The organism is Brucella pseudogrignonensis, from assembly GCF_002252525.1.
Classification (GTDB): domain Bacteria; phylum Pseudomonadota; class Alphaproteobacteria; order Rhizobiales; family Rhizobiaceae; genus Brucella; species Brucella pseudogrignonensis.
Genome location: NZ_NNRM01000041.1, coordinates 221,342 through 236,592, shown reverse-complemented (window position 1 = coordinate 236,592; position 15,251 = coordinate 221,342). Strand labels below are relative to the sequence as shown.

The window sequence follows — 15,251 nt, the reverse complement described above, 5'->3', positions numbered from 1 at the left end:
CGAAACACGCTCTAATCGACGGAGATTAGATTCAATGACTGCGAGTGTTTCAAACGGCGCGTCCAACGCCGTAACGACCGCGCACAACCATATTAATGCGCAGCATGTCGAAGATCTGGCATTGCGCCTTGTTGGCTGGGGCAGTGAAACAGGCACACCCGGAGAGGCGGAGTTTTCCGATCATCTCGTAGCCGTACTCAAGGAAATACCTTACTTCCAGCAGAACCCGGATAATATCCGCACAGTAGCCAGCCACGGTGATCCGCTGACCCATAATGTGGTCGCGCTGGTGCGCGGAAACGGCAAGCGCACGCTCGCTCTCGCAGGCCATTTTGATACGGTCGCAACCGATAACTACCACGAGCTTAAGTCGCTCGCTTGTGAGAGCCTGAAACTCAAGGACGCTCTTATCAAGGATTTGTCTAACCGTTCACGCTCCGCTCAGGAAGAGCGCGCGCTGGAAGATTTGCTGAGCGGCGATTTCCTCCCGGGACGTGGCCTGCTCGATATGAAAAGCGGGCTTGCCGTGGGTATAGCCTGTGCTGAAAAATTTGCGGCTGACCCGGATCGCAGCGGTAATTTGTTGCTGGTTTTCACCCCCGATGAAGAACGCGAAAGCCGTGGCATGCGTTCGATGCGCAATGCGCTGCCAGCTATCGCCCGCGACTTTGACATTGAAATCTCGGCTGCGATCAATCTCGATGTGACATCTGATCAGGGCGACGGAAAAGAAGGTCGTGCGGTTTATGCTGGGACCATCGGAAAGCTGCTGCCCTTTGCGCTGGTTATCGGATTGAGCTCACATGCGAGCTATCCATATGAAGGCGTGAGCGCACAGGCGATGGCCGCCAGCATTCTTGCACGCTTTGAAGGCAATGCAGCGCTTGCTGATCGCGATGCGAATGATATCTCGCCGCCACCAATCTGCCTTGAAGCAAAAGACCTGCGTGACGGATATGAAGTGACGACGCCAGAACGTTTCTGGATCGCGCTTAACTGGCTTTATCATGCCATGACGGCGGAAGAGCTGTTCAGTCGTTTCAAGGATGAAGTTCTGGCTGGTGCGACAGAGGCCGTTGAGCGCTTTGCCGGGCAGTCGGAAGCGTTCGGAGAACTGATCGGAAAACGCGCTGGCGCAATTCCGGCAGCACCGAAGCTCATCACATTCGAGCAGTTGCGCGTGATGGCTGCAGAGGTCGCCGGTGAGCAGTTTGAAGCTCTTTACAGCGAGCAGGAAAAGCGCCTTGCCGATATCGACAATCCGTTGTCGGTCAGCCGCCAACTGACTGAATGGCTTGTCGGCGTTGCACATCTGTCAGGTCCGGCAGTTGTTGTGGGTTTTGCTGGTCTTCATTACCCAGCGAGCCATCTTGATCATACGCAGGCTAATGATCGTGCGTTCAAACAGGCTATCGACACAACGATGCAGGCATTTGCGGCCTTCCCGGATCAGTCACTCGTCTGGAAGCCGTATTTCCAGGGCATTTCCGATATGAGCTTTCTGGGGCAGGCGACGCTTGGGCAGGATATTGTTTCAAACAACACGCCGGTCGCCCGTCTTGTCGATCATCCGGCGGGTGACGCCTTACAATTCCCGGTGGTCAATATTGGCCCATGGGGACGTGAATTCCACCAGAAGCTTGAGCGTGTACACGCGCCTTATGCCTTTGAAGTCCTGCCGCAGATCGTTTCGATGATTGCGGAAAATTTTCTCGTAACCAAGGCCTGAGCCAGCAGTGCTTTGCCCAAACATGTTGGATAAAGGTTCATATCAATGACCAATGAAAAGCTGAATATTGTTCCGTTTGTCAGTGTCGATCACATGATGAAGCTTGTGCTCACGGTGGGAGTTGAAACCTTCCTCAAAGAGCTGGCCGACGTGATCGAAGAAGATTTCCGCCGTTGGGAACAGTTCGACAAGACGCCGCGTATCGCATCCCACTCCGACGAAGGTGTAATTGAGCTGATGCCGACAAGCGACGGCACGCTTTATGGATTTAAATATGTAAACGGCCATCCGAAGAACACAAAGGAAGGTCGCCAGACCGTTACCGCTTTTGGCGTGCTCTCCGATGTCGGCAACGGTTACCCAATGCTGTTGACGGAGATGACGATTCTCACAGCGCTTCGCACAGCTGCAATGTCAGCAGTCGCAGCCAAACATCTTGCGCGGCCTGATTCAAAGACCATGACGATCATCGGAAATGGCGCACAGAGCGAGTTTCAGGCGTTGGCGTTCAAAGCCATCCTGGGAATCGAAAATCTCCGCCTCTTTGACATTGATCGTTCTGCGAGCGAGCGCTGTGCGCGTAACCTGAGTGACAAGGGCTTTTCTGTTTCGATTCACAACACATCGCAGGAAGCCGTTGAAGGTGCCGACATCATCACGACTGTTACGGCCGACAAGCAATATGCCACTATCCTCAGTGACAACATGGTCGGCCCTGGCGTGCATATCAATGCCGTTGGTGGCGATTGCCCTGGTAAAACCGAGTTGAATAAAGACATTTTGCTGCGTTCCGACATTTTTGTCGAATACCCGCCGCAGACCCGCATCGAAGGTGAAATCCAGCAGCTTGACGCCGATTATCCGGTCAAAGAGCTCTGGGAAGTCATCACCGGTGCGATCTCTGGCCGTGCTTCCGACCGAGCCATCACCCTGTTTGACAGTGTTGGTTTCGCAATCGAAGATTTCTCGGCGCTGCGATATGTCCGCAGCAAGTTGGAGGAAACGGGCCTCTTTGTCGAGCTGGATATGCTGGCTGATCCTGACGAGCCACGCGACCTTTATGGAATGCTCATTCGATGCGAAAAGGCGCTGAAGCAGGCAGCCTGATAGCAAAAGCAAGGCCGGTGGTGAAAACCACCGGCCTTTTGCATTATACGCTGCTCAGAAGAATGCTGGTCTCGCTGTTCATGACACCATCGATCGTTCGCACTTCACGTAAGACGCGATCAAAATCGTGCAGGCTTTCTGCATGGATCTCCGCCACAAGATCCCATGAACCGTTTGTCGTATGCAAAGTGCGGATCTGCGGCAATCCCCGCAAGAGCTTGATCACCTTGGTTGTCGATCGGCCTTGCACTTCGATCAGCATGATCGCATGCACAACCCCATCATCGTAATCCTGCCGAACCCGGATTGTGAAGCCTAGTGCTGCACCAGTTTCCAACAGGCGATCCAGGCGCGCCTGAACGGTTCCGCGTGAAACGCCAAGGATAGTCGCCAGTTTTGAGAGCGGCGCACGTCCGTCCTCCCGCAAAATGGCAATCAGCTTATGATCCAGATCATCAAAAATATGCATGGCACTTTTTACAGTTCGACTGTGCAAATTGCCAGATTTTTTACAAGTGACCCGACACTTTTACAATTTTAACTGACTTTATGCCCTCCTACTCTGCTTGTCGGAGTGCTGATGGAGGAGCGTGTGAGTATGTTGGAGAGCAGGAAAAGCCGCCTGATCGAGCTACCAGAGTTCATGGCGCAGCGATGCCAAATTCGCTTCCGTTGGTGAAGCGATAAGCGCTTTAAATCTTTGTTTTTATGCATGTCTTTTGCGACATGCTTTAGCAGTGAGAATAGTCTGAGAATGAGCAGACCATCTGTCCAGAGTCCGAAATCGGTCGTTATGATCCGACCGCATCATTTTACCCCCAATGCGCAAACCGCAAAGGATAATGCGTTTCAGTCCGTCGACGAGCGTCGCTCTGCTGAAGTGCTGGCGAAAGCTGCTTTCGATGAGGTAACGCTCATGGCCGAGGGATTGGCTGATGCGGGCGTAACGGTTCATCTTTTTGAAGACGAAACCCACGCCTTGCCCGATTCAGTCTTCCCGAATAACTGGTTTTCGACCCATTCGGGCGGCCATGTTGCCATCTATCCGATGTTTTCGGAAAGCCGTCAGAAAGAACGCCGCCCTGATGTGATCGAAATGCTGAAGCGCGACTATCGCGTTCAGGACGTCATCGATTATTCGGGCCTCGAGCGTGATCACTTCTATCTCGAAGGCACAGGCGCCATGGTGCTCGACCATATTGGACGTGTGGCCTATGCAGCCCGTTCCAATCGCACCAATGAAGTGGCGCTCGAGCGCTTCTGCACACATTTCAACTTTGAGCCAATGGTGTTTGACGCGGTCGATTCGTCCGGCAAGCCGATCTATCACACTAATGTGCTGATGTGCATCGGTGCGGATTACGCATTGATCGGAACCGATATGATTACTGATCCGGCCCGCCGTCAGGAAATCGTTGATCGTCTGCAGGAAACCGGACGCACGGTCATTCATCTTTCAGCACGACAGATTGGTGAGTTTGCCGGGAATGCCATAGAACTGGAAGGCCAGGATGGCCGGGTTTTGGCTCTTTCTGCCCGCGCTCTTGCCGCTTTGAGCAAGGATCAGATCAAGACAATCGAACAGACCGCAAAGCTGCTGCCTTTCGCCGTTCCGACGATTGAGCTGGCTGGCGGATCGGTCCGCTGCATGTTGGCTGGCATTCATCTTTCGCGCCGCACAACAAACGGCACACATTTGCTTTACGCAACAACAAGAGCCGGGTAGATAGGCTCCAGCTAAATTGAGGGTAACCTTCCATGTCTTCTAACAGACCCGTTTATGAGTTCAACTCGATCATCGTCCGTGAGCCTTCGCGCTCTGTGGTGAATGGTCTTCGTGCGCTGGATACCGGAAACCCAACCTATGAAGGCGTTAAGGCCGAACATGACGCCTATATCGCTGCCATGCAGGCTGCAGGCGTTGAGGTTACGATCCTTCCTCCGCTCGAAGATTTCCCTGATTCCATCTTCGTTGAAGATCCAGCACTCGTTTTCACGGAAGGCGCAATTCTGCTCCGTCCGGGCGCAGTAACGCGCGTTGGTGAAACGGCTGTTATCGAGCCAACCCTCCGTCAGATGTTCGACACCGTTGTTGAACTTCCAGAGCCAGGCTTTGCTGATGGTGGCGATGTTCTGACGACACAGAAGAGCGTGATGATCGGCCTTTCTGCCCGTACCGATAAGGCAGGTGCAGCAGCGCTTATCGCAAGCCTCGATAAGATCGGTCGCAAGGGTGAAGTTGTTTCGACACCGGAAGGCGTCCTTCATTTCAAAACCGACTGCTCGCTGGTCGATGAAGAAACTGTTCTCTCCACGAGCCGCCTCGCGAAGTCCGGCGTCTTCTCCGGTCTTCGTCAGCTGATCGTGCCGGAAGGCGAGGAAGCCGCTGCCAATGCATTGCGCGTCAATGACGTTGTGATGGTCGGCTCCGATTTCCCGCGCACCATCGAGCTGCTGGAAAAGAGCGGTTATAACGTGGTTCCACTGAAAACCACGCAGATTGGCAAGATCGACGCTGGTCTTTCCTGCATGTCACTTCGCTGGTATCGCAAGTAAGTCTTACGGCTCAGGGGCACCCGCTCCTGAGCCGTTTTCTATATGCATTCCCCGTGCTTGCCGTAATAAAAAGGTGAGCCGTTACAAAAATATAAGGAGAACGGGAACATGGTTGGTTTTAAAGGGAAAATTGCAGGCGCGATCGCACTTGCTGTATTGGCCAGCGGCGCAGCACAGGCGGAAGGTAAACTTCGTCTCGGCATGACGCCTGAGCCATATATGCCTTTCACTCAGGTCAATGCTGCAGGTGAATGGGAAGGGCTGGAAGCGGACCTTTCACGCGCACTCTGCGAAAAGCTCGCAGACAAATGCGAATTCAAGTCGATGGCATGGGATGGCCTTATTCCATCGCTCACCGAAAACAAGGTCGATTTCATTATCGGCGCTTTCTCGGTGACAGATGAACGCCGCAAGGTTGTTGATTTCAGCACACCTTACTACACCGAAGGCACTGTCGTCGTCGGATCCAAGTCGGACACGGACAAGGTCGGCACTGTCGCGGCAAGTGATGGCTCGGGTGAAGTCGTTGATCAGGCAGCTCTGTCGGGTAAGATCGTCGGCGTCCAGACTTCGAGCGTTCAGTCGGCTTACATGACCAAGTATCTGCCGGATGTCTCGATCAAGAGCTACGACACGGCTGACAACTCGGTTGCTGATCTTGTTGCCGGTCGCGTTGACTATGTTCTTGCACCGGATCTGTTTGTCCAGAATTTCCTGAAGACCCCGCAGGGCGAAGATTACGAAGTCAAGCTCGTTGCGCCAAAGAGCGTAGTGCTGGGTGAAGGCGTTGCCTATGCCGTCCGCAAGGGCGATACAGCAACGCTTGAAAAGGTCGATGCAGCACTTGCAGAACTCGACAAGGAAGGCGCTCTGAAGGCGCTAGTCGACAAGTGGATTTTCGAAAAGAAGTAATCCTTTAAGGAAACGAACGCCGGTAGCGGCGTTCGGCCTTCGCTTACGGCATCGACCCAAGGTCCAAATCGACTTTGGAATGACGGATGCGTAAACTTAATAAGCTGGAGCGCCCCTCTTGCGTCCATAGAGATGCGTGGCGCTCCGTGCGAAGCGTCTGGCTTTTTGATCGGATTAATCTGCATGGATTCTTATTGGCAACTGTTAACCTGGGGAAGCGAGGGCTGGGGAGACGAGTTCGCACACGGACTTCTGATGACCTTGCAGGTCTCGGCCGTGGCATTTGCAGTCTCATTCCTCTTTGGGCTCACCGCCGCATCAGGGAAGCTTTCGCGAAACCGTTTCACGAAAGCGATTGCTGATCTTTATACAACGGTGGTTCGCGCTCTGCCGGAACTGCTTGTTATTCTGCTGCTCTATTTCTCTGTTGCGACAGGTGCGGAACGGCTTCTCAAGGCGACGGGCCTTGTCGGCAGTGATTTCCAGTTTAGCGCCTTTTGGGCTGCAATCATTGCGCTGGCTTTCGTCAACGGCGCATTCATGACTGAAGTGTTGCGTGCATCTTATCTGGCAATTCCGCGAGGGCAGATCGAAGCGGCACTTTCCATCGGGATGCGTCGTCGTCAGATATTTACCCGCGTTACCTTCCCGCAAATGATGCGTCATGCTGTTCCCGGCATTGGCAATCTCTGGCTTTCGATAACCAAGGAAAGCGCGATCATTTCGGTTCTCGGTTCCTTCCATGAGTTGCTTTATACGGGCTACCGCGCTGCTGCATCCACCAAGCAATATGTGTTCTTTTATGGCCTGACGGCACTCCTGTTCCTGGGCATCACACTGGTTTCAGTTCTGATAATTGCACGGCTTGAAAAACGCCTGAGCCGGGGGCACGGATAATGGAATCGATCACTAAAATCGTTGAGTTCCTGCCGCCGTTGATTAAGGCGATGCCGCTGACATTGCTTTTGACGGCAACAGCAGGCGTTATCGGCCTGATCTTTGGTACGCTGAGTGCACTGGCGTTGCTTTCAAAGAGCCGTATTCTGAAATGGCCGGCATTTGTCTACACCTTCATTTTCCGGGGCACGCCGCTTCTGGTGCAGCTTTATCTGATCTATTACGGGCTCGGGCAGATCCTGCCAGGCACATGGGTCAGACACAGCTTCCTTTGGCCATATATGCGTGATGGCCTGTGGTATGCAGTGTTTGCGCTGAGCCTCAATCAGGGGGCATACAATGCCGAGGTTATTCGCGGCGCTATCAAGTCAATCCCACGCGGACAGATCGAAGCAGCACTTTCTATCGGTATGAGCCGGTTCAAGATTCTGCGCCGCGTCACCCTTCCGCTGGCCTTCCGTCATTGTATGCCGGTTCTGACCAGTGATCTTATCATCCTGCTCAAATCCACTTCGCTTGCTTCCACAATTACGATCATGGAAGTGATGGGAACCGCACGCGCGTTGCAACGCAGTTCATTGTCGATATTCGAGCCGTTGATTGCGGCAGGCATCCTCTATTTCACCGTTGTGTTCATCCTTACCCGGATCATGAACTGGGTCGAACGGCGCATGAGCAGCTCACGCGCGTCGATGGTCTGATCTGTTTCAGGAGCAATTTAAATGACGTCCATGGCACTGACCGTCAAAAACATTCACAAGAGCTTCGCTGGTGTCGAGGTTCTAAAAGGCATCTCCTTTGAAGCCAAGAAAGGCGATGTCATATCGCTGATTGGCAGCAGTGGTTCTGGCAAAAGCACTTTGCTGCGCTGCATCAACTATCTGGAGACTCCAGATGAAGGCGAGATCGCAGTTGCGGGTGAAGTCATCCGCACCAACGCCGGACGCGACGGAAAATCCCATGCTGCCGATCCGCGTCAGCTTGAACATGTCCGCACGCGTCTGGGAATGGTGTTTCAGAGCTTTAATCTTTGGTCGCATCGAACGATCCTTGAGAACATCATCGAAGGACCGATCCATGTTCTGGGCATGTCGAAGGCGGAAGCTTTGGCAGAAGCAGAAGTTCTGATGAAGAAGGTGGGGATCGCACCCAAACGTGATCAGTACCCTACCCAGCTTTCCGGCGGACAGCAGCAGCGCGCTGCAATTGCTCGTGCACTCGCTATGAAACCTGAAGTCATGCTGTTTGATGAGCCGACTTCTGCGCTTGATCCAGAGCTGGTGACGGAAGTGCTGCAGGTTATCAAAAAACTCGCCGAAGAAGGCCGGACAATGGTGATGGTGACACATGAAATGGCGCTTGCACGCGAAATTTCGAGCGAAGTCATCTTCCTGCACAAGGGGCTGGTTGAAGAGCGCGGTTCGCCTGATATCGTGATGCGCAATCCTCAGTCGCAGCGCCTGCGTCAATTCTTGCACATGAATTAAGGGGGGAAATCATGACCGATAAAAAATTGGGTGCATTTGAGGATGAACTTAAAGCTATCCGCAGGCATCTGCATAGCATTCCCGAGCTGGGATTAGAGGAAGTTGAGACTTCCGACTATATTGCATCCCGCTTGCAGGAATGGGGCTATGAACTGAGCCGCGGGCTTGCCAAGACTGGCATTGTTGCCTCTCTGCGCCGGGGCAATTCAAACCGCTCCATAGGCTTCCGTGCTGATTTTGACGCTCTACCAATCTTGGAAGAAACTGGTCTGACTTATGCAAGTAAGAATGCCGGCAAGATGCATGCCTGTGGCCATGACGGTCATACCGCAATGCTGCTGGGCGCTGCTTGGTCGCTCGCAGCGGACGAAGATTTTTCGGGAACAGTTCATTTCATTTTCCAGCCCGCTGAGGAAAATTATGGCGGTGCTCAGATCATGATCGAGGAGGGGCTCTTTGAACGCTTCCCTTGCGATCAGGTGTTTGCGCTCCATAACTGGCCGGGTTTGGAAGCCGGCAAATTTGCTTCCAAGGCAGGCCCGATTGCTGCTTCCATTGATGCACTGACACTGATGGTTAAGGGCAGTGGCGGACATGGTGCAGAGCCTGAAAAGACGGTTGATCCAATCGTGGTCGCGTCAAGCATTGTCATGGCCCTGCAGACCATCGTCTCTCGCACTGTCTCGCCACATCAGGCCAGCGTGATTACCGTCGGTGCGTTTAATTCGGGTGCGGTTTGTAATGTCATTCCTGATACGGCCAAGCTTGAAATCTCGATGCGTGCCACCGACCCGGTCATTCGCAAGATACTGCGTGATAAGGTCGAACAAGTCGCAAAGATGCAGGCAGCGAGCTACGGCGCGGATGTGAGCTTTGACTGGATGACCGGCTATCCGGCAACCATCAACGATGCGGCGGCATTCGAGCAGGCGAAGGCGACAGTGACGCAGCATTATGGCGAAGATGCTTTTGAAGAACTCGACCGACCATTTATGGGTAGCGAAGACTTTTCCTTCATGCTGGAAAAGTCGGCTGGCGCGTATCTCCTGATCGGAAATGGCGACAGCTCTGGTCTGCACACGGCGACCTATAATTTCAATGATGAAATATTGGAGCGCGGAGTGTCCTTTTTCCATAATCTGGCTAAGGACAGCCTTAAGGTTTGAGTTGTTCGGTGAGAGGCGCGGAGTTTCACGCGCCTCTTTCATTCGATATTCAATGCGTTCCGACGGCTTTTCCATAGACGCGGATAACGTTTCTGACGGCTTCGACCATCAGCGCATGGGGCGTGGCTTCAACCTTGCCCGCTGCAACAGCTGGATAAAGTGTTCCGAGATACTGGCTGATCAGCGTTTCTGGAATTTTGCGACCTTCAAGACGCTTGAGCAGCGAATTGACGGCTGCTGTGGCTTCCGGATGTGGCCAGTAATAGCGAATGCGGTCGCTATAGGAGAAATGGCGTTGAAGACGCAGCTCTTCCGCATCGCCATGATAATATTTCTCCCAGTTCTTGGGCTCGTTGAGCAGCAACTTCTCAAGCTTGCCACGAACGGTCTCTTCTTCCGGCAGCTTGTCCAGGAAAGCTGCAATCTGATCAAGGCCGTAGAGCGCTTCACGCAGCGCGAACGTCAGGCCGGGTCCGACTTTCAGAATGGCAAAGCCATCATGAACCAGCGCCGACAGCGCCTCAACCGGCTGATAGTCGGTCGAATGGGCTTCAAAGACGAATTGCGGTGTCTGGTTGAGAACGCCGCTTAAAGCGGTCGCTTTGTTGCTATCGTAATAGACAACGTTTTCATTGCCGAATTCCACGCCCGGCTGCACGACAACGCCGATGGCGCGCGAGAATGCATCCTCTAAGCCAAGGGCTGCAAAAGCCTTACGGTGAATGGCGATGGTTTCAAGGGCCGCATCTGGCTTTGTCAGTTCCAGATCTTCGATTTCTTCCATCGCGCCGCCCGGGATCGGAACTTCCGTGCCGACAATATAGACAGGCAGATCAAAGCCGGACTCAGCGGCTGCTTTTTCTGCAACTTTGGCGAGACGTGCTGCGCGTTCAGCGGTCACGGCATCGGGGAGCGCAACCGGTTCACCAGCGCAGCCCATCGACGTGTCGAGATGGATTTTGGTGAAGCCTGCACGCACAAAGCCATCCATCATCACTTCGGACTTGGCCATGGCTTCTTCAGCCGACAAGTGCTTCCAAGGATTTGGGCCGAGGTGATCACCGCCCAGAATAAGGTGCTTGGTGTCAAAGCCGAGACGGGCTGCGATGTCTTCGACAAAACGGCGGAAATCGGCCGGTGTCATGCCGGTATAGCCGCCATCCTGATTGACCTGATTGCAGGTGGCTTCGATCAGAACGTCGGTCTTGGTTGCAATGCCTTCAAGAAGGGCTGCTTCGATAACCAGAGGATGTGCCGAGCAGATCGAGGTGATGCCTCCGCGCGCACCGCTCGCGTAGCGGGCGGGAAGTTTGCTCAAGGTCTGAGTGCTGCTCATAACGGGACTCCATAGGTAAAAAGCTGTTTAGCGGCTTTCGGGATGCGTTTTAATTTCAAAGAGAAATGCGCTGAAGATTGTTATCCAGAGCAAGAACCTCTGGTAGTGGGGTTCCGGCACCAAGGTTCGGTGAAGCTACGCCCATCACATCGGCAGGCACAACACAGGCGGCGCGAATGGCTTCTTCAAGCGACACGCCGACATGCTGAACGAGATTGGCAAGGCAGCCGACCATATCGATATGGGCGCCAGCTAAGGAACCGGCGGCGTTAACGAGTGCACCATCGCGCACTTCGATGCGTTCGCCATAAAGCTCGAAATGATCCGGGCCGCCAATGGTCGACATGGCGTCTGATACAAGGAACATGCGATCGCGCTTTGGGCGCGCACGCCATGCGACGCCGACCATTTCCCATGTCACATGATGCCCATCAACAATGATGCCGACGAAAGCATCGCTGCCAATTGCAGTGCCGACCACGCCCGGCTCACGCGATGTCATTGGCGGCATGGCGTTGTAAACATGGGTGAAGCAGCTGATGCCAGCTTCAAGCCCGGCGCGGGCCTGTTCCGTCGTGCCGTTGGTGTGACCGGCGGAAACCACGACACCCATATCAGCGATCTCGCGGATCGTGTCGCCCGGCACCATTTCCGGTGCCAGCGTCAGCATGACAGGCACATCCGCCTTACGCAGAATTTTCAGCGCTTCAAGCGTGGATGCATCCATCGGGCGGATGAATTCAACGCGATGCGTGCCCTTACGGGCAGGGTTGAGATGCGGGCCTTCAATGTGCAGGCCGAAGAAGCCATCCATGCCCTTGCATTCAACTGCTGCATGGGCTGCCTGAATGATGCGATCCGGCTCGCAGGTAATGAGCGTTGGCAGAACCCAAGCAGTGCCGAGTTTGCGCAATGTCGAGATGATATGCGCGATGCCCTTTGCACTGGTTTCCGAGTTCAGCATGACGCCGCCCGCACCATTGACCTGCAGGTCGATGCAGGCTGGCATCAGCACATGCGGCGTGAGGTCCGGCGTTTCATCCGACTTGCGTGGACGAAGACGGGTAATGCCTTGCTGGCCGATCTCGGCCACCAGACCAGTCTGAAGTCGCCCATTCAGAAAGACATAATCGGGGGCGACAAGACGGGTCATTGGCTTTCTCCAGAATGATTAAGTGCGTAGAGCGCAACGCCGCGTGCACCTGAACTATCACCGAAACGTGCAGTTCTGATGGCGGGTATGCGTGTGGGTCCAAGCTTACGCTTTTCAAATGCCTTTGAGACGCGTTCGGCAACACCATCCATATTGGAAAGACCGCCGCCAAGAACGAAACAATCCGGATCGATGACGAGCTGCATGGTCAGAAGCGATTCCGCCATCAGATCAGCCCAGTCATCGAGCACTTTTTCTGCGTTCGCATCGCCATTGGATGCGCGCAATGTCAGTTCCTGATTAGAGATGGTCTCATTGAGCTTGATCTTGGAAATATCGGCAAGGCCCGTGCCTGAAACATAGCGTTCCATGCAACCCGTCTTGCCGCAGCCGCAAGGGATCAATGGCAGGTTCTGCTCGCTCAGAACGCGTGCAGGCATACCCGTGTGACCGATTTCCAGCGCAAGACCATTATAGCGCGGCGGAATCTCGCCATTGATGACCACACCAGCGCCCATGCCGGTGCCGACAATCAGGCCAATCATCGCTTCGCTGCCTTCGGCTGCACCGCCATGCGCTTCCGAATAGGCGAAAGCCATGCAGTCGTTCATGAGCGGAAAGCTGCGCCCGAAACGTTTGACCAGTGCTGTGCCCACATCGCGACCGGTGATGGGAATATTGGATGCAAAGCCGTGTCCGGTGGCTGGATCAATCCAGCCCGGCAGGCTGATGCCGACGGGCAGATTTGGATTGCCCGCCGTCTCGGTCAGCCATTCAATCTGCGCCGAAAGCCCATCGATAAAGGCCTCAAAGTCGCTGACAGGCGTTGGAATGCGCCGTGTCAGAACCGTTTCCATATTTGCGTCGAACAGGCGGCCCTCAATTTTGGTGCCGCCCAGATCAATGGCGCCGCAGATCATGCTGACCTCGTGTTTCATGCTGCAAAGGGGTAAATCTTAACCCCGGAAACAACGCGTGTCAGGTTGCCCTGATCAATAAATGGATTGTCGATGTTGAGATCGAGTTCTGCCGACCAGCGGGCGGACCAGATCTGCGCAAGAAGCACGTAGAGTACGGCATCCCAGCGGCTGTCGCCGGTAAGATCAAGCGCAAGATCACAGCCTTCGCCACCAACAGTCGTAACGGTCGCTGTCGGGAACTGCTGAGCAATTTCAACTGCGATGTCGCGATCATAACGCGCGGTATGCTGATCCGGGTGAATGAAGACCACAACGCGGGTGTTGCCGACAACCGAAGCTTTTGGACCATGACGGAAGCCGAGCGTGCTGTCCCAGTTTGTCATGACCTGACCTGCGGTCAGCTCCAGAACCTTGAGTGCGCTTTCGCGGGAAACGCCGGTCAGTGCGCCGGAGCCCAAGAAGATTGCGCGGTCTGGATGCGGGGCAGGCGTTGCGTCGAGCTGTGCAAGTGCCTTAGTACCCGCAGCCGAGAGCTTGTTAAGCTTGTCGGCGACATCAACATTGCCATCAATGCAGGCGAGTGCCGACAAAAGCATTGTCGTATAGCTCGACGTCATTGCAAAAGCCTGATCGTGCGTTGCTGCTGGCAGAACGATCACGCGCTGTTCGCCCGGGCCTTTCGCTGCGCGAACGGCCAGTGCGCTTTCGCCATTGCAGGTGATGTTGAGGCGATGAGCCTTCGGGAAATGCTCATCCAGCAGGTCGAGCGTTGCAATGGTTTCCGAGCTGTTGCCGCTACGGCCAAACTGCACAACGAGCAGTTCGCCATCATCAGAAAGTGTTTCGGACGGATTGGAAACAATGTCGGTGGTTGGAATGGCAGTGAGCGAAATCGCGCCAGCCTTGACCGATGCAAGAGCCTGACCGATGAAAGCCGAGGTGCCTGCGCCGCTGAAAACGATACGCTTGATACCCTTGGCGGCGATCCATTCACGGATTTCAGCCGACTGAGTGGCAAGAGGTGCTGCCCATGCCTGCCAGATGCCCGGCTGTGCATGAATTTCCTGCCAGGTGTGGCTCGTTTCCAGTTTAGTCATTAACGCCGTCCTCTTGAGTACTGATGACACGCACACCGCGTTCGCGGATGCGGTTGGCTATTTCGTGATTGGGTTCAAGATCGGTTATGATCGCCGTAATCCGATCCATTGCGCAGATACGATGCAGCCGTGGTTTGCTGAATTTGGTCTTGTCGGCCAGAACGATGACACGGCCAGAAGCCTCGATCATCGCGCGGTTTTCATGGGCTTCGTCTTCCAGAAAAGTGCTGACGCCCGTTTCTGGCTCAATGCTGTCTGCACCCATGACAAAGGTGTCGAAGCGCATTTCCGAAAGTGCCGTATCGACCAGTCGTCCGGAGACCGACATGGTTTCGCGGCGGATGTTGCCGCCGGTCAGCATCACCTGATGCTGCTTGTGGCGAAGGACGGTCTGCGCAACGTCGAGACTGCGGGTCATGACGATAAGCGGTGCAAGATCGCCCAGATGTGCTGCCAGTCTTTCGGTGCTGGAGCCGTTATCGAACAGTACCGCGGTGTCGCCTTCAAGGAGACTGACTGCCTTGCGTCCGATTGCATCCTTGGCGTCGAAATTGACGGCGCGACGATCAACCGGATTAGCTTCCACACCAGCGGGCACGAGGCCAGGGCGCTGGGCAAGCGACAAAGCGAGATCGATGCGGAAATCGGCAAGGCCCGCATAGCCAAAACGCTGGCAGAAGCGGATGAGAGTTGGTTCTGAAGTACCAAGCTGGTTGCACAATTCGCGTGCTGTTGAGCGAATGAAGCCTACCGGATCGTTTTCGATCAACAGGCATATGCCACGCAGCTTCGGAGTAAGCTCCGGCACTGCTGCTTGCACAGTCTGATAGAGGTCTTCTGTCGGTTGCAACTCCGGCCCTTTCCTTGTGTTGTAATTTTCTATTGAAAAGA

15 protein-coding genes are annotated in these 15,251 nt (G+C 54.4%); 9 read left to right on the top strand and 6 right to left on the bottom strand.

Annotated elements, in window-relative coordinates; all coding sequences use genetic code 11:
• Window positions 1–34: 34 nt before the first annotated feature.
• On the top strand, window positions 35–1,729 hold the full coding sequence (locus tag CEV34_RS18905; protein ID WP_094544222.1) for a M20/M25/M40 family metallo-hydrolase: 1,695 nt from the start codon (window positions 35–37) through the stop codon (window positions 1,727–1,729).
• A gap of 45 nt (window positions 1,730–1,774) precedes the next feature.
• Entirely contained in the window at window positions 1,775–2,836 is a 1,062-nt protein-coding gene (locus tag CEV34_RS18900; protein ID WP_064321276.1) for an ornithine cyclodeaminase, read from the top strand.
• A 43-nt stretch (window positions 2,837–2,879) separates the two neighbouring features.
• On the opposite strand, the gene CEV34_RS18895 is transcribed toward CEV34_RS18900, so the two are convergent.
• Complete coding sequence (locus CEV34_RS18895) at window positions 2,880–3,305, bottom strand: Lrp/AsnC family transcriptional regulator (RefSeq protein ID WP_007877621.1); 426 nt, start codon at window positions 3,303–3,305, stop codon at window positions 2,880–2,882.
• A gap of 285 nt (window positions 3,306–3,590) precedes the next feature.
• On the opposite strand from CEV34_RS18895, the gene ctlX reads away from it, so the two are divergent.
• The 7 genes from ctlX (at window position 3,591) to CEV34_RS18860 (ending at window position 9,854) form a co-directional block, all read left to right on the top strand.
• Entirely contained in the window at window positions 3,591–4,562 is a 972-nt protein-coding gene (ctlX, locus tag CEV34_RS18890; RefSeq protein WP_064321275.1) for a citrulline utilization hydrolase CtlX, read from the top strand.
• 32 nt (window positions 4,563–4,594) lie between these two features.
• Window positions 4,595–5,392, top strand: coding sequence for a dimethylarginine dimethylaminohydrolase family protein (locus tag CEV34_RS18885; RefSeq protein ID WP_007877625.1), 798 nt, complete (start codon window positions 4,595–4,597; stop codon window positions 5,390–5,392).
• A 108-nt stretch (window positions 5,393–5,500) separates the two neighbouring features.
• Window positions 5,501–6,304: a transporter substrate-binding domain-containing protein gene (locus CEV34_RS18880; RefSeq protein ID WP_064321274.1), complete on the top strand. Its 804-nt coding sequence runs from the start codon at window positions 5,501–5,503 to the stop codon at window positions 6,302–6,304.
• Between the two features lie 183 nt (window positions 6,305–6,487).
• Window positions 6,488–7,201 (top strand): ABC transporter permease, encoded by a 714-nt coding sequence (locus CEV34_RS18875; RefSeq protein WP_094544246.1) that lies wholly within the window; start codon window positions 6,488–6,490, stop codon window positions 7,199–7,201.
• On the top strand, window positions 7,201–7,902 hold the full coding sequence (locus tag CEV34_RS18870; RefSeq protein WP_007877641.1) for an ABC transporter permease: 702 nt from the start codon (window positions 7,201–7,203) through the stop codon (window positions 7,900–7,902). Before CEV34_RS18875 ends, CEV34_RS18870 begins: the two co-directional genes overlap by 1 nt.
• Before the next feature lie 21 nt (window positions 7,903–7,923).
• On the top strand, window positions 7,924–8,688 hold the full coding sequence (locus tag CEV34_RS18865) for an ABC transporter ATP-binding protein (protein WP_094544221.1): 765 nt from the start codon (window positions 7,924–7,926) through the stop codon (window positions 8,686–8,688).
• Window positions 8,689–8,699: 11 nt separating this feature from the next.
• Window positions 8,700–9,854, top strand: a complete 1,155-nt coding sequence (locus tag CEV34_RS18860) for a M20 aminoacylase family protein (protein WP_094544220.1) — start codon at window positions 8,700–8,702, stop codon at window positions 9,852–9,854.
• Window positions 9,855–9,903: 49 nt separating this feature from the next.
• Here CEV34_RS18860 and CEV34_RS18855 read toward each other — a convergent pair whose 3' ends face one another.
• The 5 genes from CEV34_RS18855 to CEV34_RS18835 are packed head-to-tail and all read right to left on the bottom strand — an operon-like array spanning window position 9,904 to window position 15,210.
• Window positions 9,904–11,190: a D-tagatose-bisphosphate aldolase, class II, non-catalytic subunit gene (locus CEV34_RS18855; protein WP_007881143.1), complete on the bottom strand. Its 1,287-nt coding sequence runs from the start codon at window positions 11,188–11,190 to the stop codon at window positions 9,904–9,906.
• Window positions 11,191–11,245: 55 nt separating this feature from the next.
• The gene (nagA, locus tag CEV34_RS18850) at window positions 11,246–12,343 is read right to left on the bottom strand and encodes an N-acetylglucosamine-6-phosphate deacetylase (RefSeq protein ID WP_094544219.1); all 1,098 of its coding nucleotides are present in this window, start codon (window positions 12,341–12,343) and stop codon (window positions 11,246–11,248) included.
• Entirely contained in the window at window positions 12,340–13,263 is a 924-nt protein-coding gene (locus CEV34_RS18845) for an ROK family protein (RefSeq protein ID WP_039860359.1), read from the bottom strand. Before CEV34_RS18845 ends, nagA begins: the two co-directional genes overlap by 4 nt.
• Window positions 13,264–13,277: 14 nt before the next feature.
• Entirely contained in the window at window positions 13,278–14,360 is a 1,083-nt protein-coding gene (locus tag CEV34_RS18840; RefSeq protein ID WP_094544218.1) for an SIS domain-containing protein, read from the bottom strand.
• Complete coding sequence (locus tag CEV34_RS18835) at window positions 14,353–15,210, bottom strand: DeoR/GlpR family DNA-binding transcription regulator (protein ID WP_094544217.1); 858 nt, start codon at window positions 15,208–15,210, stop codon at window positions 14,353–14,355. The genes CEV34_RS18840 and CEV34_RS18835 overlap by 8 nt, the downstream gene beginning before the upstream one ends.
• Window positions 15,211–15,251: the final 41 nt, after the last annotated feature.